This window comes from Burkholderia sp. 22088, assembly GCF_052045915.1.
In the GTDB taxonomy this organism is placed as follows: Bacteria; Pseudomonadota; Gammaproteobacteria; order Burkholderiales; family Burkholderiaceae; genus Burkholderia; species Burkholderia cepacia.
In genome coordinates, this window is record NZ_JBQEPY010000017.1 from 141,441 (window position 1) to 163,852 (window position 22,412).

Here is a 22,412-nt window from a genome sequence, read left to right on the forward strand (position 1 = left end):
TGACACAAATCGGTCACAACCGCGCATATCGAACCTGTCATTAAACGGCGGGTTCAATATCGATTCACAAAGGCCGACTTGATTCCCGCAACTCGACCCGCATTGCAATCGACCGGGCATTCTGTTTCATAAAAAATCTCATGGCCCGGAAACGAACATCCGCAATGCGAAAACGTTTCGCGGGCAGGCGGACTGGAATCGCCGGTGACGCATGTCGTCCGTCAGACAAGGATTTCAGCCCGTCATCGACCGGGAAACACCCTTTCCACACACCGTCGATCGATCCGATGTTTAGCAGAATCAGCGCAAAACCTCGACCAATCCTTCTCGCCCTTTGCCAGTTTTCAACACCGTGAAAAATGCTTGAATAAATACAGCCAAAACGGTGTGTTTACGGCAAAAAATCGCAGACCTTTAGCCCTCACTCAAACACCCCGTTCCCGCCTGCATTTTTCTCAACATGCATTACAAAAAATTACCAAGCAATACCGATTTAAATATACGATAGCGCACGTCCTTACGTTTTCCCGACACTCCCGTGAACCCCGGGAACGCGTCGCGCCGGACGCGCCCTGCCTTCGAAGCGCCGCAGGCCGACCCGGCAGCCGCTCGTCACGGGATCGTTATTCAACCGGAGACCACCCATGGCAACGAACACGCCCGTGACCAGCGGCGCGAACACGAACAGCCTGTTGCAACAGGCGGCGCAATCGATCATCAACGGCTCGACCGGTAATCCGTCGATGGACGTCGGCACGCTCGTCAAGACGCTGGTGAACGCGAAAACCGCCGGCCGGGCCGCCGCGCTCGCCGCGTCGCAGACCACCGGCACGACGCAGATTTCCGCATTCGGCGCGCTGTCGTCGGCGCTGGGTGCGCTCGAGGCGGGCCTCGCCTCGCTGTCGAATGGCGGGCTGCAGTCGACGTTCACCGCGGTCGCGAGCGGCAAGGGCCTGACCGCGACGGCGGGCGCGGGCGCGGTGGCCGGCACCTACACGATCGGCGTCACGCAGACCGCGACCGCGCAGGCACTGGCTTCGTCGGGCTTCGACGGGAGCAAGGCGCTCGGCACCGGCACGCTGACGCTGTCGCTCGGCAGCCAGTCGTTCAAGGTCGACGTCACCGGCACGAACAACACGCTGTCGGGCATCGCGGCCGCGATCAACTCCGCGGCGAACAACCCGGGGATCAGCGCGACCGTGATCAACGGCACCGACGGCGCGCACCTCGTGCTCGCGTCGACGAAAACGGGCTCGGCGAACGCGATCAGCGTCGCGGTCGGCAACGTGGCCAACGACAACGGGCTGTCGAACCTCGGCGTCACGTCGACGGCCGACACGACGGGCGGCGCGTCGAAGATCGAATCGGCGAACAGCGCGGCCGCGTGGCGGCAAAGCGCCGTCGCGCAGGACGCGAAGTTCACGCTCAACGGCATCGCGTCGACCAGCGCGAGCAACACGGTGTCGGGCGTGCTGAGCGGCGTCACGCTGAACCTGTCGGCGGCCGCGGTCAGCGCGACCGACACGCAGACGCTGACGGTCAGCACCGATACGAAGTCGCAGGCGGCCACGATCACGAACTTCGTGAACCTGTACAACACCGTCGTCAAGACGATGGGCGCGCTGTCGAGCTACACGGAAGGGGCGAGTTCACAGGGTGCGCTGATCGGCGATTCGACGCTGAACACGATCCGCAACTCGCTCGCGTCGATCGTCGCGCGCGGTGTCGTGAACGAGAACGGCAACGGACACACGAACCTGATGGCGATCGGCATCTCGCTCGAGAAGGACGGCACGCTGAAGGCCGACAGCGCGAAGCTCGACAGTGCGCTGTCCAACAACCCGTCAGGGGTCGCGCGCCTGTTCAACTCGACGAACGGGATGGGCAAGCAACTGACCGACCAGATCGCGCCCTTCACGAAGAAAGGCGGGATGATCGAAGTGCGCACGAACGCGCTGAGCGCCAACCTGAAGCGTGTCACGCAGCAGCAGACGGATCTGGCCGACTACGCCGCGCAGTTGACCAAGCAGTATCAGGCGCAGTTCACGGCGCTCAACACGCTGATGGCCAAGATGAATTCCAACACGCAATACCTGACGCGGCTGTTCGGCGGCGCCAACAGCAGCGGCACGCTGGCGAACAAGTAATGCGCGCCCGGGCCGCCGGATGATCGCGGCGGCGGCTGCCGGTCAATGGATCGACCGGCTCGCGCCGCCGCGCACGGCGTCCCGCCTGGGCACATCACGCAGACGCCGGCGGTGCGCAAGCATGCGCCGGGCGCCCTTCCGCGGTTCGCTCCGTCACGGCAGGCCGTGCCGTCAGCCGAGACCTTCGACGCGATCGGCAAACAAATCGATCGCACGCGACACCTGACGCCCGAAATAGCCTGGCCGTTCGCGCTCGTATGCGCGCAGCAGCGACGTGCATTCACGCTCCGCCCAGCGCCACACGGGGCCCTGTTTCGCGAAGACCGGATGACCGTGCAGTTCGGCCGGTACCGCGTGCTCGTCGTCCCAGCCCCAGAAATACGCCTGGTACGCACGTGCGTACGGCATCCCCAGATGGCTCGCCACGGTCTCGTCGTGGCGCAGCGTGAAATCGACGATTTCCTTGCGCGCACGGCCGCCGATATCGGCATGACGCGCCTCGATCCAGCAGTGATACCTCGCGAGCTGCGACAGGTGCCGCGCGGTGCGGCGCCGCTCGCGCGTCGTGCACAGCGCATACAGGTTGCCGCCGCCGAAATCCAGCACCTCCCCACCCGCGAACGGCCGGTACGGCTTGCCGGTCAGCAGCGTCAGCACCTGCGCGCCGACGATCGCGTAGTCGGCACATCGCATGTAGCCGCTGCGCGTCGTCGCTTCCGACACGCTCCGGTGGACGACCTCATCGATCACGGCATGCAGCATGGGATCTACCGGTGCCGCCAGGATCGGTGGCTGGCTTGTCGTCGTGACGTGTTGCATGGGAAGCGGATGCGGATTCAACGGTTCGTCGGGAAAAGCGCTCGGCGGCGCGATATTACGAATCGTTACAAGAAACGATGAGGGGGGATGATCAGATTTGTGTGCTTTTGTCGCCCGATGTGAACATGCACCGGTCAGCCGGTGGCGGCAGATCGCGGGACGCAACGCGTCGGACGGACGAGCGGCGGCGGCGCGGTTGGGGCTTGGCTTGGCTTGGCTTGGCTTGGCTTGGCTTGGCTTGGCTTGGCTTGGCTTGGCTCGGCACCGGCGCTTGAGGCTTGAGGCTTGAGGCTCGGCGCTCGCGGCTCACAGCTCGCGGCTCGCGGCTCGCGGCTCGCCGACGGGATAGTGCGATGAAATGGATGAAGGTGGGACCGCGCGTCGGTGCCGTATCGACAGCCCATCGTCATTCATGACGACGGGCAACGCTGACCGTCGACGAATGCAGCGGCCCCGCCGCGACAGGTACCCTTGCCGCCCTCGACAGCATAGAAACGCCGATGGATTCGCCGCGCCATACGTTGGGGCCGAGCACGCGCCGGGTTCACATCATCGGCGATCGCGGATACGCCACCAACACCGCTTGTCGCGACGCGTACACAACGCAACGCATCGCGACAAACCGACCGTGCTTGCAGCCACCGTGCGCCGCCCTGCGCCTCCCGACGCCCGCACGCGCAAGCATCCGCCTGCACGGCACGCGATGCCGTCGCGCACCGCAGAACACGGACGGCACACCACATACCCTATCGCGCAGCGATCCGACGACGGAAATGCTCGGTGCCGGCCACGATCTTGTCGAGCACCGCATCGAGTGCCCAGAATCGTTCACGCACGTCGTAGTCGATCGCACGGCAGCGGATCGACGCGAAGGTGCCGATCCGCTGGTGATAGAGCTTCGCGAGCGCCGGGTACCCGAGCGCCTCCGACACAGCCGAGACGACCAGGAACGTCGAAAGCTCGTCGGCCAGTTCGGGATGCGCATCCCCTTGCGTGCGCAACCACCGGTACAGATCCGGATGAAAGTTGGTGAACACGCCGTTGAAGCCGGCGGAACCCGCCTTCATCGCATCCCGCGCGATCGCGGCATTCGCGTTGAGGATCTTCAGCGGCGAGCCCTCGGCGAGCGCGACCCGCCGCTTCACCGTTTCCAGGTCGCAGCTCACGTCCTTGAGCATCACGAACCGGCCCGTGTCGATGCACGCGCGCAGTTCGTCATCCGACAGCAGCCGCCGGTAAGGCGCCGGACATTCGTACAGCCCGAGCGGCAGGTCCGACGGCAATCGCGCAAGCAGCCGGTGAAGGTGGTCGAGCAACGCGGCACTGCCCTGGCGCTGCGGATCGAGGCGGTTGGTCACGAGCACGACGCCCTGCGCGCCCGATTCGGCCGCCGCGCACAGCTCCGTGGCCTGCGCGTCGAGATCGTCGCTGATGTGCCCGGACGCGACGACGGGCACGCGCCCGGCTACCCGCTCGACCACGAAGCGCGCGAGCTCCGCGCGTTCGGCCAGACTCAGGAACTGCATCTCGCTCGATTGCGCGACCGCGAACAATGCATCCGCGCCGTGCGCGAGATACCACTCGATCAGCCGCTCGAGCCCTGCGTAGTCGATCACGCCGGCATCGTCGAACGGCGTCAGCATCACCGGGACGATCCCTTCGATGGTCACGTTCGCTTGCTGCTGTTGCATCTGTTTCTCCTTGCTTCAGTGAATGCGGGGGGTAGGCTCACGCGGGCAACGGCCCGGGCGCGGCGTTCGCGGCCTGCTCGGGAATCGGCTTGCGCACCAGCAGCAGATAGGCGATCGCACCCGCGAACGCGATCGCCGCCGCGGTCAGCAGCGCCGGCACGAACGACCATTTCTGCGCAATGATGCCCGTCAGGATCGGCGCAAGCGCACCGCCGACGAAGCCGCCGAAATTCTGGATCGCGCCGAGCGACGCGACGCGGCTCGGCGGCGCGGCCGCCGTCGCGAGCGCCCACGAGCAGGCCGACGCCGCGTTCGCGAGAAAGATCACGACCGAGATGCAGGCGAGCGCCACCGTGTTGCTCTGCACGAGCGCGGCCGGGATCGTGAAGACGACCATCCCGAGCATCGCGACCACCACCGCATTGCGCCGGCTCACGACCGGCGAACGGCTGCGGCGCGTAATCAGGTCCGACACCCAGCCGGCCACCAGCGAGCCGACGAACCCGCACAGGAACGGCACCGACGCGGCGAAGCCCGTCCGGATCAGGCTCATGTGGCGTTCCATCGTCAGGTAGCCCGGCAGCCAGGTCAGGTAGACCCAGTTCAGGTACACGGATCCGAAATAACCGATCAGCATCCCCCAGGTCGTGCCGTGCGAGAACAGGCTGCGCCATTCGACGAACGTCAGTTTCGGTGTCGCGGCCACGCTTTGCGCGTCGGCATCGAGGTAGTTGCGCTCGGCGGCGGACAGTTGCGCGCGCACCGGATCGCGATACAGCGCGAACCAGACGACGGCGACGACGAGGCCGAGCGCCCCCGTCGCGATGAACGCCCAGCGCCAGTCGAACGACGCGACGAGGATCGACAGCAGCAACGGCGCGAGCGCGGTACCGAGCGGCGACGCGGCGTTGAAGATCCCGGTCGGCGTGCCGCGCGCGCGCAGCGGAAACCAGTTGCTCACCACCCGCGCGGCCGACGGGAACTGCGGCGCCTCGCCGATGCCGAGCACGATGCGCGCGACGATGAACCAGCCGAAAGTCGACACGATGCCGCCCGCCGCCTGCGCGAACGACCAGACGATCAGCCCGACGCCGAGCAGCCGGCGCGGCCCGATGCGGTCGACGAGCCCGCCGACCGGAAACTGGCACAGCGCATAGCTCCACGAGAAGGCCGACAGCAGCAGCCCCATCTGCGCGAGCGACAAGCCGAGATCGCCGCGGATCGCCGCACTCGCGACGGCCAGCGTGCCGCGATCGAGGTAGTTGACGATGCCGCTCGCCATCAACAGCGCGAGCGCGATGCGTTGCCCGCGCCGGATACGCGGCGGTGCGGGCGGGACGGTCGGGGTTTCGTTCATTGCGGTTGTCTCCATGTCACTGGTATCGGCCGGTTCCGGCCTGTCCGTCTGATGCGGCATTCAGGGTTCGAGGCGCGCCACTTCGTCGCGCGTCGGAATCGAGGTCTGCGCGCCGTGGCGCGTCACGCTGATCGCGGCGGCGCGCTGGCCGAAGCCGATCGCGTCGTCCATCGACGCGCCGCCCGCGCGGGCGGCCGCGAATCCGCCGACGAACGTGTCGCCGGCCGCGGTCGTATCGACGGCGGCCACCGTCATCGCCCGCAGGCGGCCGTTACCGGCGCCGCCGCGCCAGCAGACGCCGCGCGCGCCGAGCGTCACCAGCACGTTGCCGACGCCCTTCGCGCACAGCGCATCGGCGGCGCGCACGGCCGATGCGTCGTCGCCGACGGCGATGCCGGTCAGCGATTCGGCTTCGGTTTCGTTGACGACGAGGTAGTCGACCCGTGCCAGCAGCGCGTCGAACAGCGGCTGCGCGGGCGCGGGGTTGAGCAGCACCGGCGTGTGGTGCGCGGATGCACAGGCGATGGCGCGCGCGACGGCGGCAACCGGCACTTCGAGCTGGCACACGAGCAGCGCGGCCTCGGCGATCGCATCGCGCGCCGCGTCGATCCGGTCGGCGTCGAGGCGCGCATTCGCGCCGGGCACGACGACGATGCTGTTCGCGCCGCCCGTGTCGACCGTGATCGTGGCCACCCCGGTCGCCGTGCCGCCGATCCGGCCCAGGTGCGTCACGTCGATGCGTTCGGCCGCCAGCGCATCGTGCAGGCGCGCACCGAACGCGTCGTCGCCGACGCAGCCGATCATCGCGACCGACGCGCCCAGCCGCGCGGCCGCGACCGCCTGGTTCGCCCCCTTGCCGCCATGAACGGTCTGGAAGTCCGTGCCGAGCAGCGTCTCGCCCGGCACCGGCAGGCGCGGCGCGCGCGTCACGAGGTCGATGTTCACGCTGCCGACGACGGCGATGCGCGGTGAAAGGATATCGCTCATTTTGCAATGTAATCGCTTACATTCGCAGCGGACAAAATGGCCGAATCGGCCGTCGTCGATGAAAATCTCACGATATGGATAGAATATGTGTCTGACATAATGCGGAAGCACGCCAAGATAGCGCTTACATTCTCACAGGGTCGAGCGGGAATGCAAGCGGCGCCACCACGAATCGAGGGTAAACAATGACGCATTTGACAACGCGGGGCGCCGTCACTGCCGCCCCGCCGGGAGCCGGCCGATGAGCACGCCTCCGTCCCGTGCCGGCGCGCCCCGGGCGCGCCGCGGCAGCGGCCGCTCGGTGCTCGGCGATGTCGCGAAGCTGGCCGGCGTATCGACCGCGACCGTCTCGCGTGTGTACAACGATCCCGGCAAGGTGTCGGCCGACGTGCAGCAGCGCGTGCGCGACGCGGCGCGCGCGCTGAACTGGATTCCGAATGCGGCGGGCCGCGCGCTCGCGTCCACGCGCACCCACATCACGGGCGCGATCATTCCGACACTCGACGACCAGGTGTTCGCGTCGCAGGTCGCGGGCATGCAGACGGTCATGGCCGAGCACGGCATCACGCTGTTCCTCGGTTGCTCGAATTACGATCCCGCGCAGGCGCTGGCCCAGGTGCGCGCGATGCTGTCGCGCGGCGTGGAGGCCGTGTCGCTGGTCGGCGAAGCGTATCCGCCGGAACTGTTCGAACTCCTTGCGATGCACCGCGTGCCGTACGTCGTCACTTATGCGTATCGCGACGACAGCCCGCACTGCTGCATCGGCTTCGACAACCGCGCGGCATTCGCGCGGCTCACCACCCACCTGCTCGATCTCGGCCATCGCGATTTCGCGATCATCATGCAGCCGTCGGCCGACAACGACCGCGTGCAGGCCCGCCTGCGCGGCATTCACGACACGCTCGCCGCGCGCGGGCTCGCGGTGCGTCCCGTCCATCAGCACGAGGGCGCGGCCACGATCGCCTTCGGGCGGGCGAGCCTGCGCGCGATCGCGAACAGCGATGCGGCGACGCGGCCGACAGCCGTGATCTGCGGGAACGACGCGCTCGCGCTGGGCGCGCTGCTCGAGGCGCAGGCGCTCGGCATCGACGTGCCCGCGCAATTGTCGATCACCGGGTTCGACGACGTCGCGCTCGCGCGCGAAATCCAGCCGCCGCTGACGACGATGTGGGTCGACACCGACGCGATCGGGCGCCAGGCCGCACAGGCCTTGCTCGATGCGCTCGAGAACGGCGCGACGGGGCCCGGTCATGCCGTCCTGCCCGAATTGCGTACGCGGGGATCGGCTGCGCCACCGGCGCACGCGCGCGCAGCGGGAAAGAAATGAAGCCGTGGCAGGCGGCTTCGGCTGCCCGGCCCACTCGTCACTGCATCACGTCGACCGGCAGCGTCTTGTCGAGATTGTCGTGCCACGCCTGGATCGTCTTCGGCACGGTTTTCTTCCACGCGGGCACGTTCGAGTAATAGCGCATCCGGACGTTGCTCTGCGCGTCGAACACGAGCAGCCCGATCCACAGATCGTTGCCGCGGCGCATCACGATCGCGGCGTTCGTCGTCGCGATGCCGCGCACCCAGTACGACGTCACGTGCGCGTTCAGCCCGTCGAGGTCCTTTTCGTCGGTGCTGTAATTGGCGGTGTCGACGAGCGTCTGGTAATCGGCGCCGAGCAGCTTGTGCGCGGTCGCGTTCTGCGTCGGGTCGGCGACGACCTCGAGGCTCAGCAGGTCGGCCGCCGGCGCGGCCTGGAACTGCGACGCAGTCAAGTACTCGCCGCCGTAGAAGACACCCATGCCGGCCCCGCAGTCGGAATCCGCGCCGTGTTGCGTGATGCCGACGCGTCCGCCCTTCCGTTCGAACTCGAGCCGGCACTTGTCCTTGCGGTAGGTGCCGACGTCGCCGTGCAGCACGATGTCGCCGTCGAGCCCGCCCGTATTCGCGCCATTGTTGCCGGCCAGCTCGAAATGCAGTCGCGGCGGCGTGCCGGTGAACGTCAGCACGCCACCGAACGACGGGTTGGCGCTCTTCATGTACCACGTCTGCTGCCAGCGATCGGCGGCCAGCGGCCTGCCGTTCAGGCTCGCGAGCCGTTCGCGGTAGCGGTCGCCGAGGCACGATTCGTCGGCGCCGCACCGGTCGCGCTGCTTGAGCCACTTCAGTTGCGCGGCCTTCAGCGCGGCCGTATCGCCGCCTTTCGCGAGCGCCTGCTTCCACGCCGCCGCGAGGTCGCCGTCGAGCTTCGACAGCGCGGCATCCGCGCAGATCGTCTTCTCGGTTGACGAAGCGGCCTTTGCGCAGTCGAAGCCGGCCGCGTGCGCGGCGGTCGGCAACAGCGTCAGCAGCGCGGCCGCCGCGACGGATCGCACACGCATGTGCAATGCATCGCCGGCGGAAATCGCGGTTTTCACGCGAGCATTCAATTGGTTCTGGAGGATCATCGGCTTGGATCGTCGCTGGATCGCGCGCCTGTAGAAGCTACCTGCACGCGGCATTCGGGGTAAAAACGCCCGGCCCGGCATGGAGCGCATGCCGTGGCTCGCCGAAGCCTAACCCGAATGCGCGACGCCGATCAATCGACGTTCGATGTCGGCGCAACCGTCGCGCAATGCGGCTTGCATGGCGGCATCGACTGAAATGATCGATGCGCACGCAACGATCAATCGAGCCCGCGGCTCGCGTGGTGCCCCTTGCACAGGCCGCACAGCGTGATCGCGTTGTGGCGCCTGCCGGCCTTCCGGATCTGCGGGCCGACGCAATACAGCGGTCAGCCGTCGAACGGCACCAGCTCGTAACTCGTGCTCCGGCCGCCGGACGACGAGCGTTGCAGCACGCCGCGCTCGACGAGTTCAGTGATGTCACGCAGCGCCGTATCCTGCGAGCACTTCGCGAGCGCCGCCCACTTGGTGCTCGTCAACTTCCCCTCGAAGCCGTCGAGCAGGCGATTCATGACCTTGGCCTGACGCTCGTTCATCGCGACGCCGGCACATCGTTGCCAGAAGCGCGCCTTGACCAGAACGGCATCGAGCGTCGCATGCGCGTGATCGATGGCCCGGCCGAGCGCGGTCAGAAACCACGCGAGCCATTCCGTGACATCGAGCGAACCGCGCTGCGTACGCTCCAGCACGTCGTAATACGCGTTGCGCTCGCGCTGGATTTGCGCCGACAGGCTATAGAAGCGTTGCGGACTGCGGTCGGCACGCGCCAGGACCAGATCCCCGAGCGCGCGCGCGATGCGGCCGTTGCCGTCGTCGAACGGATGGAGCGTGACGAACCACAGGTGGGCCAGACCGGCCCGGATCAGCAGGGGCTCGACCGGCGCGGCATTGAGCCAGGCGAGAAAGCGCCCGGTTTCGTCGGCGAGGCGCGCGGCGGGCGGCGCCTCGAAATGCACGCGCTGCCGGCCGATCGGCCCCGACACGACCTGCATCGGCCCGGTCGCATCCGTGCGCCAGCCACCGACCGTGATCCGCGACATCCCCGAGTAGCCGGTCGGGAACAGCGCCGCATGCCACCCGAACAGACGGGCTTCGGTGACCGGCGCCGCCGCATGGGTGGTCGCGTCCAGCACCATGTCGACGACGCCCTCGACGTGGCGGTCGACCGGCGCCAGCGCGCCGATATCGACCCCGAGCCGACGTGCGATCGACGACCGCACCGATGCCACGTTCAGGCTTTCGCCCTCGATCGCGCTGGTCTTGACGACATCCTCCGTCAGCGCGGCCAGGCTGGCCTCGTCGCGCAGCGCCAGGCCGACGTCCGCCAGCCGCCCGGCCAGCATGCCTTGCGCACGGCTGACGTCGGCGAGTGGCGTTGCCAGTGCAGGCAGGTCGAAGCGCCATGCGGGCCAGTCGGCCGACGCCCAGATGAAGGTGTAATCTCCGCTCATGATGCGGAGATTATCCCACCGATTCACCGCATGGCTCAACATTCTCCGCAAATCATGCGGAGAATAAAGCCTCCATTCCCCGCAAACCGGCCCGCTACCGCGCCCGGCCCGCCCCGCCCTTCGCCGCGGGCGCAGCCTCCCCGAGCCGTTCCGCGAGAAACCCGATGAACGTGCGCAGCGTGACGAATCCTTCCCGATGCTGCGGGAACACCGCGTTGAGCGTGATCGGCGACGGCGCATACGCGTCGAGCACCGGCACGAGCGCGCCGCTGTCGAGCGCCGCGCCGACGATGAAGTGCGGCAGCAGCGCGATGCCGAGCCCCGCGATCGCCGCGTCGCGCACCACTTCGCCGTTATTCGCGACGAGCGGCCCCTGCACGTCGAACGTGCGCGCCGCGCCGTCGACGCGGAATTCCCAGCCGATGCGCCGCTCGCGCCCGTACAGCAGGCACGTGTGGCCGGCGAGATCCGCCGGCGTCTGCGGCGTGCCCTGCCGCTTCAGATAGGCGGGGCTCGCGCACGCGACCATCCGCCACGCGCCCAGCGGGCGGGCGATCAACGTCGAATCCTCGAGCGAGCCGATCCGCAGCACGAGATCGAAGCCCTCGCCGATCAGGTCGACGCGCCGGTCGGTCAGGTCGAGGTTCAGCCGCACGGCCGGGTGCGCGGACAGGAATTCGGCGATCAGCGGCGACACGTGCGTGATCCCGAACGACAGCGGCGCGCTGATTTTGAGCGACCCGTGCAACTCGGTGCTGCGCACCGACATCGCCTGCTCGGCGTCGGCGATTTCCGCGAGGATCCGCTGCGCGCGCGCATAGAACTCCTGCCCCGATTCGGTCACCGCGAGGTTGCGCGTGTTCCGGTGCAACAGCCGCACGCCGAGCGACGCCTCCAGCGCCATCGTGCGCCGGCTGACGAACTGCTTGGACAGCATCAGTTGATCGGCCGCCGCCGTGAAGCTGCCCGCATCGACCGTCGCGACGAAGATCCTCAGGTCGTTGATTTCCATATTGTCCACTCCATAGCGACAGTCATTATCTCTACAGCCATTTATTTGTCAAATCGATTGACCTAAGATTCACCTCAACGAACGGCCGGTCCCACTTCCGAGGTCCGGCGTCTTGAGGAACAAAAATCATGATCGAAATCCGTGCAGCAAACCAACGTGGCCGTGCGGAGCATGGCTGGCTCAGCTCCCGTCATTCGTTTTCGTTCGCGAATTACTACGATCCGAAGCAAGTCGGCTTCTCCGACCTGCTGGTGATCAATGACGACCGCGTCGCGCCGGGCCGCGGCTTCGGCACGCACCCGCACCGCGACATGGAGATCCTGTCGTACGTGCTCGACGGCGCGCTGGAACACAAGGACTCGATGGGTACCGGCTCGGTGATCGTGCCGGGCGACGTGCAGCTGATGAGCGCGGGCACGGGCGTGCGCCACAGCGAGTTCAACCACTCGCCGGAACTGCCGGTCCACTTCCTGCAGATCTGGGTGGGGCCGGCCGAGAAGGGTGCCGAGCCGCGCTATCAGCAGACGAATGTCACCGCAGACGACAAGCGCGGCAAGCTCGCCCTCGTCGTATCGCCGGACGGCGACGCCGGTTCGCTGAAGATCCGGCAGGACACGCGGATTTACGCGGGCTTGTTCGACGGCGCCGAACGCGCGACGCTGGAACTGGCGCCGGACCGCTTTGCGTACGTGCACGTGGCACGCGGCAGCGTGTCGGTCAACGGCGTGACGCTCGGCGAAGGCGACGGCGTGCGCATCCGCGACGAACGGACGCTGACGTTCGCCGACGGGAAGGATGCCGAAGTGCTGGTGTTCGACCTGCGTCCGGTCGAAGTAACGGCCGAGTGGGCATAAAGCCCGTTCGGGAAACCGGGCCCCGCTGAACGCGGGGCCCTTTTAATCGGAGATTCGCAACATGGCCAAGGTACTCGTTCTTTATTACTCGTCCTACGGGCACGTCGAAACGATGGCGCAGCACATCGCGGAAGGCGCGAAATCGGTGCCCGGCGTCGAGGTCACGCTCAAGCGCGTGCCGGAAACGATTCCCGTCGACCAGGCCCGGGCGATCGGCGTGAAGGTCGACCAGGCTGCGCCGGTCGCGACCGTGGACGAACTCCCCGGCTACGATGCGATCATCTTCGGCACGCCGACCCGTTTCGGCAACATGGCCGGCCAGATGCGCACGTTCCTCGACCAGACCGGCGGCCTGTGGATGAAGGGCGCGCTCGTCGGCAAGATCGGCAGCGTGTTCGCGTCGACCGGCACGCAGCACGGCGGCCAGGAAACGACGATCACGTCGTTCCACACGACGCTCCTGCACCACGGGATGGTGATCGTGGGCGTGCCGTATGCGTGCAGCGGCCTCGTCAACATGAACGAAATCACCGGCGGCACGCCGTACGGCGCCACCACGCTCGCGGGCGCGGACGGCAGCCGCCAGCCGAGCGCGAACGAGCTCGACATCGCGCGCTATCAAGGCAAGCACGTCGCGGAACTCGCCAGCAAGCTCGCGTCGTAACAGGCCGCCTTCGCGGCCCCGCACACGCGCACACGGCGCCGGTCGACCCGGCGCCGTATGCGCTGTGCCCAGGCCCGGCCGTTACTGGCCCGACGCCGGAGCGGCGGGCGCCGCCTTCGTCGCGGGCGCCTTCTGCGCGGCGTTCTGCGGGTAGTTGCTCTGGTCGTTGGTCAGCCGGTAGCCGCTGCCCGTGCCGATCGCCTTCAGGTCCGACGCGTGACGCGCCCGGGCGGCCTTGCGGGCCGCCTTCTTCTGCGCCTTGTCGATCTGCTTCTGCGTCGGCGCGGACGCCGGATCCTGCGCATATGCCGCCGGCGCGGCTGCCAACAGCAGACCGAACGACGCCGTTACTGCCACTGCCACCGAAACCACGCGAGACTTCTTCATGGCCGGACCTCCTTGTCGATTGTTGATTGTGGATAGAACACCGGCGCGCACACGACCGCTTGCGACAACGGCGCCGATGCAACGTTAGCCGAACAGTATGTACTTGTCCTTGTGCGTTCCTGAATTCTCCCGATAACGGCAACGATACGTGGGCACCGCGTACGCCGTCGTTCCGGCGCGTCGCCCGCGCCATCAGGGAAACCGATAACCAGGCCTGGCCCGGCCGGCGCTCAGATCCAGCGCGACAGCACCGGCAGCAGGACCGGCACGACGAAGGCGGTGAGCACGCCGTTCAATCCCATCCCGAGCCCGGCGAACGCGCCGGCCTCCTCGCTGACCTGGAACGCGCGCGCGGTGCCGATCCCGTGCGACGCGACGCCGAGCGCGAACCCGCGCACGGCCGGTTCGTCGACGCGCAGTGCGTTGAGGATCCCGCGCGCGCACACGGCCCCGAAGATCCCGGTCGAGATCACGAGCACCGCGGTGAGCGACGGAATCCCGCCGATTTCCGCCGCGACGGCCATCGCGATCGGCGTCGTCGCCGATTTCGGCGCGAGCGACGCGATCGTCTGGTGCGACGCCCCGAACAGCGCCGCGATGCCCACCGCCGACACGATCGCGGTCAGCGAGCCCGCGAGCAGGCCGACCAGCAGCGGCACCGCGGCGCGGCGCAGCTTCGACCACTGGCGGTACAGCGGCAGCGCGAGCGCGACGGTCGCGGGGCCGAGCAGGAAGTGGACGAACTGCGCGCCTTCGAAATACGTCGGGTACGGCGTGTGCGTGATCGTCAGCAGCACGACGATCAGCGCAACCGCGATCAGCACCGGGTTCGCGAGCGGGTTGAAGCGCGCCCGCGCATAGACGGCCTGCGCGAACAGATACGCGATCAGCGTGATGGTCAGGCCCAGCAGCGGGCTCGCGGCGAGATAGACCCAGATCGCGCCGAGTTTCGGGAAGGCCGTCATTGCGTGCCCTCCACCGCATCGCCCGCGCGCCGCTGGCGCCGCAGCAGTGCACGCGTCACGAGCGCCGTCACGGCGATCGCGAGCGTGGTGCTGACGGCCAGCGCGACGACGACCGCGAGCGCATCGCCGCGCACGCGATCGGCCGACACCATGATGCCGACGCCGGCCGGCACGAACAGCAGCGACAGGTGGCGCAACAGCTCGAGCGCGGTTGGCTCGATCGTGTCGGCCACTTGCGGGCGCAGCATCACGAAGCCGAACAGCAGCAGCATGCCGATCACGGGGCCCGGCACCGGCAGGCCGAACAGGTAGGACACGCCTTCCCCGAGACACTGGAAGGTCAGCAAGACCGCGAACGCCTGCAGCATGAAACGCTTCTCCCGAACGAGGCCGCGCTGTCGTACGGCCGCGCGACCGATGGCCGGCGGCTTGCGGCGCCGGCGTGGACGATACGCGCGATCGTACCAACAATGCCCGCGGCGCGGGGCCCAGCGGGCGCCGGGGCCAACGATGCGGGTGGTCGCGGGCACGCCGTGAAGCACCACGCGAAGCCGACGATGCGGCGCGATTCGCGACGGAGCTCGTGCTGCCGAACCGGGACGAAAAATCGCGGGCGATCGGGGCGTGCGGGACGTGCGGGTTGCAGGCCGACACGTTCGCCCGGTTCACGCGCCGCACGCAACAAAGGCGGGCATGCGCCCGCCTCGTCGTCATATGCACTTACGCTGCCCGGCCTCACGGGCAGCGCGAGTGCGAACCCGTCGCTTACTTCAGTCGCGTCGCGAGTTCATTCGCCATCGCCTTCGTCGCGGCCTTCGTCGGCGCGTCGCCGGCCAGCGCGTTCAGCAAACCGAAATCATGGATCGTGCCGTCGTAGCGCGTGGTCGTCGCATCGACGCCGGCCGCGTCGAGCTTGCGGCCGTACGCTTCGCCCTCGTCACGCAGCACGTCGAACTGCGCGACCTGGATCAGCGCGGGCGGCAGGCCCTTCAACTGCGCGGTGCTTGCGCGCAGCGGCGACGCGTAGATCTCGTTGCGTTGCGCTTCGTTCTTCGTATAGGCATCCCAGAACCACTTCATCATCGGCCGCGTCAGGAAGTGCCCTTGCTGATACGCGTTGTACGAACCCGTGTTGAAGTTGTGGTCCGTGACCGGCCACATCAGCCCCTGGAAGCGGATCGCGGGGCCACCCTTGTCCTTCGCCATCAGCGCCACCACGGCCGCCATGTTCCCGCCGACGCTGTTGCCGACCACCGCGAGGCGGCTGCCGTCGACGCCGATCTCCGCGCCGTGCGCGGCCACCCACTTCGTCGCCGCATACGCCTGGTTGATCGCGACCGGGTAATGCGCTTCCGGCGACGGCGTGTAGTTCACGAACACCGCGACGGCCCCCGATTGCACGACGAGATCGCGAACGAGGCGTTCATGCGTCGGAAAATCGCCGAGCACCCAGCCGCCGCCGTGGATGAACACGAACACCGGCAACGTGCCCGTCGCACCTTGCGGGCGGACGATCGTGACCGGCACGGACAGGCCGTCCTGTTCGATCGTGCGGTTCGACACGTCGATCCCGGACAGATCGACCTTCGTGCCGTTCTGCGCGTCGACCAGCACCTGGCGCGCCTTCGCGGGGCTCAGCGTTTCGAGGCCCGGGCCCTTCTGGCCGTTCAGCGCGGCGAGGAAAGTGCTCGTCGCCGTATCGGGACGGACGGTATCGGCACCGGCGGCGAATGCGGTGGTCGAGGCGGACAGTACAGCGGCGACGGCGGCAGCGATCAGCAGCGGCTTGACGATCTTCATGATGGTGTTCCTTGGCTTCAGGCGGTAAATGACGATGGATGATTCGCAGTGCGACTGATCAGGCAAGCGTGAGCGTGACGTCGATGTTGCCGCGCGTCGCGTTCGAATACGGGCACACGACGTGCGCGCGGTCGATCAGCGTTTGCGCGATGTCGCGATCGAGGCCCGGCAGCGAGATCGTCAGTTCGACTTCGATGCCGAAGCCGTTCGGGATCGCGCCGATGCCGACGCTGCCTTCGATGGAAGCGTCCGCGGGCATCGCGATCTTGTCGCGGGCCGCGACGAACTTCATCGCGCCGATGAAGCACGCGCTGTAGCCGGCGGCGAACAGTTGCTCGGGGTTCGCGCCTGCGCCGCCCGCGCCGCCGAGCTCGCGCGGCGTGGTCAGTTTCAGGTCGAGGTTGCTCTCGGGCACCGTGGCACGGCCGTCACGGCCGCCGGTGGCTTTTGCATGGGCGCGGTACAGCACTTTTTCGATCGACATGACAGACTCCTTTTCAGCAAATGAATGAAACAGCCTTCGAACCGGGGACCGCGTGCCGACAGCCTTGCTGCCCGCATCGCGTTTATTTATCTACTCATAGATAGATAAACATCCCCAAAAATGCAGATGGTCGAGCCATCTGCGCCAGAACTCTATCTACCTATAGATAGACAGTGAGATTCAATAAAAAGGCGGCGAACCGCCTCACTGCATGCGCGCTCCGTCAGGACCGCTTTTTCCAGACGGCCTCGACATCTTCGAGGCGCGCCCGTGTATGAAACAGCCGGCTGGCCAGCACGCTGCCCTGGAACGCCGCGTACAACGTGCGCGCGGCCGTCTCGGGCTCGCCGCTGAACTGCAGCGTGCCTTCCCGCGCACCCTGCTTCAACAATTCCGCCAGCCAGCTTTCGTTGGCCTTGAAGAACGCCTGCACCGCCTGTCGCACATTCTCCGGCAACGTTTCAATGTCGGCCGCGAGCATCCCGCACAGGCAGATCAGGTTGCCGTCGCCGAGCGTCCGGCCGAACATCTTCGTGTACAGGCTCAGCTTCACGTCGGCCGGCAACGCCGGATCGATCGCCCGCATGGCCGAGAGGACTTCGTCGCTATACGCCGCCACCGCTTCCAGCACGAGGTCGTCCTTCGACGGGAAGTAGTAGTGGATGCTCGACGTCTTCACGCCCACCAGGTCGGACAGGTCTCGATAGCTGAAGCCGTTGTAACCGCGCAGCATCATCAGCGTGGTCGCATGGTCGAGAATCTGTTCGCGGACGGTCGGTTTCGTTTCCATGGAGCGAACTTTATCTACTCATAGATAGACAGTCAAGGACTTTTTTAAGGGCGCAATGCGTAGTGCACCGAACGCCTTGTCCATGCTCGCCGGCCAATGGCCGCCGGATGCCCGCATCCGGTTCGGTGCGGCGCATTGCGCCCGAACCGGGCGGGCGTCAAGCCGGACCCGCGATCCTCACTGCGGCTTCAACATCCGCTGAATGATCGTCCGCAACATCGCCCGATGCGCGCGCGGCTTGAACCCCGGTTCGAACACCACGCGCCCAACCGCGCCTTCCGCGAGCGCGAGCAGCCACGTCGCGACAAGATCGGGCTTCAGGCTTGCGTCGATCTTCCCTTGCGCCACACCGCGCTTGATCAGCGCGACCATCCGCCCTTTCACCTGCGCCTCGTTCGCCGCGAACAGCGCGGCGACGTCCGGATTGCGCGTCGCCTCCGCCGCGGTCTCGACGCAGATGCGCGCATAGACGGGATCGCTCGACAGTTCCATCAACGTCAGTGCGATCTCCTCGATCGCGGCCAGCGCGTCGTCGGCGTCCGCGTACCGCGCGAACAGTTCGGCCATCTCGCGCTGGTCGTCCTGCGCGACTGCCTCGATGATCGCCGCCTTCGTCGGGAAATAGTGGAACAGGTTGCCGGGGCTCATGCCGGCTGCCTTGCAGATCGCGGCCGTGGACGTCGCATGGAAGCCGTCGCGCGCAAAACAGTCGATCGCGGCATCCAGGATCTGGCGCCGCTTCGCTTCCACTCTTTCAGGATCGATCTTTCTCAACAGGCACTCCGTACTCGACGATGACTCGACGATGACTCGAATCTTTATTAGACTGATTAATCGATCTATTATCGTGGCGACGTCCTGCAGGCGTCAAGGCAGCGTGCCCCCGCACATGCCGCCTGCGGCATCCGCTCACGCCACCGTACCGAGGGCCTCTTGAAACGAATCGTCATTGCCGGCATCGCGCTCGCCCTGTTCGTGCTCGTCGCGGCCGGTGCGCTCGTGCTGCGCGGCCTCGCCGACTTCGAGCTGAAGGGCGCGAATGTATCGTCGCTCACGTTCCGCGCCAACGGCGCCGGCCTCGTCGGCACGCTCGCGCTGCCGGCCCATGCGCCCGGCGCGCCGATCGTACTGCTCGTGCACGGTGACGGGCCGCGCACCCGCTTCTCCGACGACGCGATGCTGCCGCTCGTCAACAGCCTCCTCGACGCCGGCATCGGCGTGTTCGCATGGGACAAGCAGGGCACCGGCCGCAGCGGCGGCGACTGGCTCGCGCAATCGATGCAGGATCGTGCAAACGAAACGCTCGCCGCGATGGCGCGCGTGCGCGCCGTCGTCGGCCCCGCGCACAAGATCGGCCTGCTCGGCTTCTCGCAAGGCGGCTGGGTCGTGCCGCGCGTCGCGAATGCGGTGCGGCCGGCGTTCTCGGTGATCGTCGGCGGCGCCGTCAGCTGGCGGCGGCAAGGCACCTACCTGACGCGGCAGCAGCTCCAGGCAACGGGCCTGCAGCCGGATCGAATCGATGCGACACTGGCCGCCGAGCGACGCGACAACGACGAAATCTTCGGCCGGACGGACATACCCGCCGATCCGCGCCGGCGCCCCGACATCGAGCCGCGCCGCTTCGGCTTCATCGCACGCAACTACCTGGAGGATTCGTCGCAGGCGCTCGCGGCGATGCAGGGGCCCGTGCTGGCCGTGTGGGGCGCGCAGGATCGCAATGTCGATCCGGTCGACGAGGCGACTGCCTACACGCATGCCTTCGCGAACCGGCCCGACCGGCGCGTGGTGGTCGTGCCCGGTGCGACGCATGGGTTGCTGCGCGCCGGCTGGTTCGACTACCAGCTCGAGTCCGACTGGCCGACGTGGAAGACATGGCTGTACATGGCGCTCGGCCGCCATGCGTATGCGCCCGACACGCTCGCCCCGATCGAGGCGTGGATCCGGTCGCAGTGAACACGTGTGCAGTACCGCGGCGCCGCGAAGGCGCCGCACCTGAAACAGGCAATACGGCCGCGCCGGCAGGCGTGGCCGCATCAAGGAGAGGTTTCAATGTTTTCGTGGTTTGAACGGCGCCTGCCGACTTTCCCGCTCGAAGATCCCGTCACGCCGCCGAGGGGATTCTTCTCGTTCGTCTGGGCGTGCACGAAAGGCGCGCGCAGCTGGATCCTGCTGATCGCGTTGACGTCGGCCGCGCTGGCCGCGTACGAAGCCGCGCTGTTCGCGATGATGGGCCGCGTGGTCGACTGGCTCGCGTCCGCGACGCCGGCGGATTTCGGCAGCCGGCACTTCGGCACGCTCACCGCTTTCGCGGCGATCCTCGCCGGCAGCGCATTGCTGATCGCGCTGCATACGATGGTCAAGCACCAGGTGCTCGCGATCAACTTCCCGATGCGGCTGCGCTGGCTGTTTCACCGGCTGATGCTCGACCAGAGCCTGTCGTTCTACGCGAACGAATTCGCGGGCCGCGTGACGACCAAGATCATGCAGACCGCGCTCGCGGTGCGCGATGCGCTGTTCATGTCGGTCGACGTCGTGATCGGCGTCGCCGCGTACCTGATCGGCATCCTCGCGCTCGCGGCCAGCTTCGACTGGCGGCTGATGATCCCGCTCGCGCTGTGGGCGCTCGGCTACGGCGCGGCATGTGCGTTCTTCGTGCCGCGCCTGGGCGCCGTCGGCAGCCGCCAGGCCGATGCGCGCGCGCTGATGACGGGCCGCATCACCGACGCGTATTCGAACATCACGACCGTGAAGCTCTTCTCGCACACGCGACGGGAAGCCGACCACGCGCGGCGCGCGATGGAAGCGTTCAAGGCGACCGGCGACGCGCAGATGCGCCTCGTCAGCGCGTTCGAGATCGTCAATCACCTGCTGTCGACGCTGCTGCTGGTCGGCTCGACCGGCCTCGCGCTGTATCTGTGGATGCACGGCGAGGCGAGCGCGGGCGTCGTCGCGGCGGTGATCGCGATGGCGCTGCGCCTGTCGAGTTATTCGCACTGGATCATGTGGGAAATGACCGAGCTGTTCGAGAACGTCGGCACGATCCAGGACGGCATCAATACGCTGACGAAGGTGCGCAGCGTGGTCGACGCGCCCGATGCGAAGCCGCTCGCGGTGCAGCGCGGCGGGATCGTGTTCGACAACGTGCAGTTCGCGCACGAGGACAACGACCGTGCCGTGTTCGACGGGTTGAACCTGACGATCCGGCCCGGCGAGCGGATCGGCCTGATCGGCCGCTCGGGTGCCGGCAAGTCGACGCTCGTGAACCTGCTGCTGCGCTTCTACGACGTGGGCGGCGGCACGATCCGGATCGACGGGCAGGACATCGCGCACGTCACGCAGGACAGCTTGCGCGGCGCGATCGGGATGGTCACGCAGGATACGTCGCTGCTGCACCGGACGATGCGCGAGAACATCCTGTACGGGCGCCCCGACGCGACCGAGCGCGAGATGCACGATGCCGCCGTGCGCGCGGAGGCGTCCGAATTCATCGACCGGCTGCGCGACCGCCACGGCCGCAGCGGCTACGACGTCGAGGTCGGCGAACGCGGCGTGAAGCTGTCGGGCGGCCAGCGGCAGCGCGTCGCGATCGCGCGCGTGATGCTCAAGGACGCGCCGATCCTCGTGCTCGACGAAGCGACCAGTGCGCTCGATTCCGAGGTCGAAGTCGCGATCCAGCGCAGCCTCGACGGCCTGATGAGCGGCAAGACGGTGATCGCGATCGCGCACCGGCTGTCGACCATCGCGGCGATGGACCGGCTGATCGTGCTCGACGAAGGGCGCATCGTCGAGGAAGGCACGCACCAGCAACTGCTGCAGGCCGGCGGCATCTATGCGGCGCTGTGGGCGCACCAGAGCGGCGGGTTCCTCGGCGAAACGGCGGAGGTGGAGAAGGCGGAGCAGTAGGCGGGACCGCTGTGGCAACATGGCGCACGGCGATCGCCGGCCGGTTCGGCCACGGTCGCATTCCCGCCGGCGGGATGTCAGCCCCCGGCTTCCCTCCGCCCGACGCAAACCCGAGGAGCCCCGCATGACCACGCGACCGGATATCGCCACCGCGCTCGACGCGCCCGATTCGGTGCTCGAGGAAGACGAGCAGCGATTCGTGCAGCGGATTCGTCAGCACGGGTGGTTTCGCACGGAAGTGTTTGCGGAAGGGGACGCACCCGGGTTTTCTTTCACGACCGGGCTGTGGGTCAACCACGGTTTTCCGGAACTCATCGTGTTCTCGATGCCGGCGCGCATCGTCCATGACGTGCTGTGGGACGTCTACCGGATGGTCGCAGCCGGCACACCGCCGCCGGTCGGCGAGGTCACGGATTCCGTCTTCGGCAACGCGAACGCGCTGCTGATGCCGGTCGAGAAGGCGCACTACGAAGCCCATCTCGGCTGGAACCGCTGGTTCTACGGCAACGATGCGTTCCCGTGCGTCCAGTTGCTGTGGCCCGACCGCGACGGAGTTTTCCCGTGGCAGCCGGAAGCGGACGACGCGTTGAACGCCGCGCAGCCGCGCCTGTTCGGAGCCGGCAACCAACACCACTGACCCGCGCGCAGGATCGCGCGCACAGTGAACGC

The 22,412-nt window shown here is 67.3% G+C and carries 21 protein-coding genes; 7 read left to right on the forward strand and 14 right to left on the reverse strand.

Annotation, left to right across the window (positions count from 1 at the left end; translation table 11 throughout):
• Nucleotides 1-644: 644 nt before the first annotated feature.
• Complete coding sequence (gene fliD, locus ACTJLD_RS29420) at nt 645-2,147, forward strand: flagellar filament capping protein FliD (protein WP_060357854.1); 1,503 nt, start codon at nt 645-647, stop codon at nt 2,145-2,147.
• Between the two features lie 171 nt (nt 2,148-2,318).
• Here the strand turns inward: fliD and ACTJLD_RS29425 are convergent, their stop codons facing one another.
• The 4 genes from ACTJLD_RS29425 to rbsK all read right to left on the reverse strand — a co-directional run bounded on the left by ACTJLD_RS29425 (nt 2,319) and on the right by rbsK (nt 7,001).
• Nucleotides 2,319-2,966, reverse strand: a complete 648-nt coding sequence (locus ACTJLD_RS29425; protein WP_124814944.1) for a hypothetical protein — start codon at nt 2,964-2,966, stop codon at nt 2,319-2,321.
• Nucleotides 2,967-3,712: 746 nt separating this feature from the next.
• Nucleotides 3,713-4,657, reverse strand: a complete 945-nt coding sequence (locus ACTJLD_RS29430) for a dihydrodipicolinate synthase family protein (RefSeq protein WP_440660286.1) — start codon at nt 4,655-4,657, stop codon at nt 3,713-3,715.
• A 37-nt stretch (nt 4,658-4,694) separates the two neighbouring features.
• Complete coding sequence (locus ACTJLD_RS29435) at nt 4,695-6,014, reverse strand: MFS transporter (RefSeq protein WP_060085970.1); 1,320 nt, start codon at nt 6,012-6,014, stop codon at nt 4,695-4,697.
• Between the two features lie 60 nt (nt 6,015-6,074).
• Entirely contained in the window at nt 6,075-7,001 is a 927-nt protein-coding gene (gene rbsK / locus ACTJLD_RS29440) for a ribokinase (protein ID WP_440660288.1), read from the reverse strand.
• Nucleotides 7,002-7,242: 241 nt separating this feature from the next.
• On the opposite strand from rbsK, the gene ACTJLD_RS29445 reads away from it, so the two are divergent.
• Entirely contained in the window at nt 7,243-8,328 is a 1,086-nt protein-coding gene (locus ACTJLD_RS29445) for a LacI family DNA-binding transcriptional regulator (protein WP_027792149.1), read from the forward strand.
• 37 nt (nt 8,329-8,365) lie between these two features.
• Here ACTJLD_RS29445 and ACTJLD_RS29450 read toward each other — a convergent pair whose 3' ends face one another.
• From ACTJLD_RS29450 to ACTJLD_RS29460, 3 genes are all read right to left on the reverse strand, one after another.
• A complete protein-coding gene (locus ACTJLD_RS29450; RefSeq protein ID WP_440660290.1) occupies nt 8,366-9,370 on the reverse strand; it encodes a lysozyme inhibitor LprI family protein in 1,005 nt (334 codons plus the stop codon).
• A gap of 392 nt (nt 9,371-9,762) precedes the next feature.
• The gene (locus tag ACTJLD_RS29455) at nt 9,763-10,884 is read right to left on the reverse strand and encodes a Fic family protein (RefSeq protein WP_196486122.1); all 1,122 of its coding nucleotides are present in this window, start codon (nt 10,882-10,884) and stop codon (nt 9,763-9,765) included.
• Between the two features lie 94 nt (nt 10,885-10,978).
• Nucleotides 10,979-11,896: a LysR family transcriptional regulator gene (locus ACTJLD_RS29460; protein ID WP_021160675.1), complete on the reverse strand. Its 918-nt coding sequence runs from the start codon at nt 11,894-11,896 to the stop codon at nt 10,979-10,981.
• A gap of 128 nt (nt 11,897-12,024) precedes the next feature.
• Here ACTJLD_RS29460 and ACTJLD_RS29465 point away from each other — a divergent pair, with 128 nt between their 5' ends.
• A complete protein-coding gene (locus ACTJLD_RS29465) occupies nt 12,025-12,750 on the forward strand; it encodes a pirin family protein (RefSeq protein ID WP_059693649.1) in 726 nt (241 codons plus the stop codon).
• A gap of 61 nt (nt 12,751-12,811) precedes the next feature.
• Nucleotides 12,812-13,414 (forward strand): NAD(P)H:quinone oxidoreductase, encoded by a 603-nt coding sequence (gene wrbA, locus ACTJLD_RS29470; RefSeq protein WP_027792153.1) that lies wholly within the window; start codon nt 12,812-12,814, stop codon nt 13,412-13,414.
• 81 nt (nt 13,415-13,495) lie between these two features.
• Here wrbA and ACTJLD_RS29475 read toward each other — a convergent pair whose 3' ends face one another.
• From ACTJLD_RS29475 to ACTJLD_RS29505, 7 genes are all read right to left on the reverse strand, one after another.
• On the reverse strand, nt 13,496-13,801 hold the full coding sequence (locus ACTJLD_RS29475) for a hypothetical protein (RefSeq protein ID WP_027792154.1): 306 nt from the start codon (nt 13,799-13,801) through the stop codon (nt 13,496-13,498).
• 230 nt (nt 13,802-14,031) lie between these two features.
• Nucleotides 14,032-14,766: an LrgB family protein gene (locus tag ACTJLD_RS29480; RefSeq protein WP_048028849.1), complete on the reverse strand. Its 735-nt coding sequence runs from the start codon at nt 14,764-14,766 to the stop codon at nt 14,032-14,034.
• Complete coding sequence (locus ACTJLD_RS29485; RefSeq protein ID WP_027792156.1) at nt 14,763-15,134, reverse strand: CidA/LrgA family protein; 372 nt, start codon at nt 15,132-15,134, stop codon at nt 14,763-14,765. Before ACTJLD_RS29485 ends, ACTJLD_RS29480 begins: the two co-directional genes overlap by 4 nt.
• A 397-nt stretch (nt 15,135-15,531) precedes the next feature.
• The gene (locus ACTJLD_RS29490) at nt 15,532-16,566 is read right to left on the reverse strand and encodes an alpha/beta hydrolase (RefSeq protein ID WP_124535082.1); all 1,035 of its coding nucleotides are present in this window, start codon (nt 16,564-16,566) and stop codon (nt 15,532-15,534) included.
• Nucleotides 16,567-16,624: 58 nt separating this feature from the next.
• Nucleotides 16,625-17,050 carry an organic hydroperoxide resistance protein gene (locus ACTJLD_RS29495; RefSeq protein WP_059678157.1) on the reverse strand — a complete coding sequence of 142 codons (426 nt, stop codon included), beginning with the start codon at nt 17,048-17,050 and terminating at the stop codon, nt 16,625-16,627.
• A 223-nt stretch (nt 17,051-17,273) separates the two neighbouring features.
• On the reverse strand, nt 17,274-17,840 hold the full coding sequence (locus ACTJLD_RS29500) for a TetR/AcrR family transcriptional regulator (RefSeq protein ID WP_027792159.1): 567 nt from the start codon (nt 17,838-17,840) through the stop codon (nt 17,274-17,276).
• A gap of 177 nt (nt 17,841-18,017) precedes the next feature.
• A complete protein-coding gene (locus tag ACTJLD_RS29505) occupies nt 18,018-18,614 on the reverse strand; it encodes a TetR/AcrR family transcriptional regulator (RefSeq protein ID WP_059693653.1) in 597 nt (198 codons plus the stop codon).
• Nucleotides 18,615-18,773: 159 nt separating this feature from the next.
• On the opposite strand from ACTJLD_RS29505, the gene ACTJLD_RS29510 reads away from it, so the two are divergent.
• The 3 genes from ACTJLD_RS29510 to ACTJLD_RS29520 all read left to right on the forward strand — a co-directional run bounded on the left by ACTJLD_RS29510 (nt 18,774) and on the right by ACTJLD_RS29520 (nt 22,380).
• Nucleotides 18,774-19,793, forward strand: a complete 1,020-nt coding sequence (locus ACTJLD_RS29510; protein WP_440660295.1) for an alpha/beta hydrolase family protein — start codon at nt 18,774-18,776, stop codon at nt 19,791-19,793.
• A 96-nt stretch (nt 19,794-19,889) separates the two neighbouring features.
• Nucleotides 19,890-21,743: an ABC transporter ATP-binding protein gene (locus ACTJLD_RS29515; RefSeq protein WP_060349528.1), complete on the forward strand. Its 1,854-nt coding sequence runs from the start codon at nt 19,890-19,892 to the stop codon at nt 21,741-21,743.
• Between the two features lie 124 nt (nt 21,744-21,867).
• Nucleotides 21,868-22,380 carry a DUF4262 domain-containing protein gene (locus ACTJLD_RS29520; RefSeq protein WP_060085843.1) on the forward strand — a complete coding sequence of 171 codons (513 nt, stop codon included), beginning with the start codon at nt 21,868-21,870 and terminating at the stop codon, nt 22,378-22,380.
• Nucleotides 22,381-22,412: the final 32 nt, after the last annotated feature.

What these genes read in the sequence shown, in the direction of transcription:
- ACTJLD_RS29520 (WP_060085843.1), top strand. Translation starts at nt 21,868, where the DNA reads ATGACCACGCGACCGGATATCGCCACCGCGCTCGACGCGCCCGATTCG.
- ACTJLD_RS29455 (WP_196486122.1), bottom strand. Translation starts at nt 10,884, where the DNA reads ATGAGCGGAGATTACACCTTCATCTGGGCGTCGGCCGACTGGCCCGCA.
- ACTJLD_RS29465 (WP_059693649.1), top strand. Translation starts at nt 12,025, where the DNA reads ATGATCGAAATCCGTGCAGCAAACCAACGTGGCCGTGCGGAGCATGGC.
- fliD (WP_060357854.1), top strand. Translation starts at nt 645, where the DNA reads ATGGCAACGAACACGCCCGTGACCAGCGGCGCGAACACGAACAGCCTG.
- ACTJLD_RS29450 (WP_440660290.1), bottom strand. Translation starts at nt 9,370, where the DNA reads ATGCGTGTGCGATCCGTCGCGGCGGCCGCGCTGCTGACGCTGTTGCCG.
- ACTJLD_RS29485 (WP_027792156.1), bottom strand. Translation starts at nt 15,134, where the DNA reads ATGCTGCAGGCGTTCGCGGTCTTGCTGACCTTCCAGTGTCTCGGGGAA.
- ACTJLD_RS29425 (WP_124814944.1), bottom strand. Translation starts at nt 2,966, where the DNA reads ATGCAACACGTCACGACGACAAGCCAGCCACCGATCCTGGCGGCACCG.
- ACTJLD_RS29430 (WP_440660286.1), bottom strand. Translation starts at nt 4,657, where the DNA reads ATGCAACAGCAGCAAGCGAACGTGACCATCGAAGGGATCGTCCCGGTG.
- ACTJLD_RS29445 (WP_027792149.1), top strand. Translation starts at nt 7,243, where the DNA reads ATGAGCACGCCTCCGTCCCGTGCCGGCGCGCCCCGGGCGCGCCGCGGC.
- ACTJLD_RS29460 (WP_021160675.1), bottom strand. Translation starts at nt 11,896, where the DNA reads ATGGAAATCAACGACCTGAGGATCTTCGTCGCGACGGTCGATGCGGGC.
- ACTJLD_RS29500 (WP_027792159.1), bottom strand. Translation starts at nt 17,840, where the DNA reads ATGGAAACGAAACCGACCGTCCGCGAACAGATTCTCGACCATGCGACC.
- ACTJLD_RS29495 (WP_059678157.1), bottom strand. Translation starts at nt 17,050, where the DNA reads ATGTCGATCGAAAAAGTGCTGTACCGCGCCCATGCAAAAGCCACCGGC.
- ACTJLD_RS29435 (WP_060085970.1), bottom strand. Translation starts at nt 6,014, where the DNA reads ATGAACGAAACCCCGACCGTCCCGCCCGCACCGCCGCGTATCCGGCGC.
- ACTJLD_RS29515 (WP_060349528.1), top strand. Translation starts at nt 19,890, where the DNA reads ATGTTTTCGTGGTTTGAACGGCGCCTGCCGACTTTCCCGCTCGAAGAT.
- ACTJLD_RS29475 (WP_027792154.1), bottom strand. Translation starts at nt 13,801, where the DNA reads ATGAAGAAGTCTCGCGTGGTTTCGGTGGCAGTGGCAGTAACGGCGTCG.
- wrbA (WP_027792153.1), top strand. Translation starts at nt 12,812, where the DNA reads ATGGCCAAGGTACTCGTTCTTTATTACTCGTCCTACGGGCACGTCGAA.
- rbsK (WP_440660288.1), bottom strand. Translation starts at nt 7,001, where the DNA reads ATGAGCGATATCCTTTCACCGCGCATCGCCGTCGTCGGCAGCGTGAAC.
- ACTJLD_RS29480 (WP_048028849.1), bottom strand. Translation starts at nt 14,766, where the DNA reads ATGACGGCCTTCCCGAAACTCGGCGCGATCTGGGTCTATCTCGCCGCG.
- ACTJLD_RS29490 (WP_124535082.1), bottom strand. Translation starts at nt 16,566, where the DNA reads ATGAAGATCGTCAAGCCGCTGCTGATCGCTGCCGCCGTCGCCGCTGTA.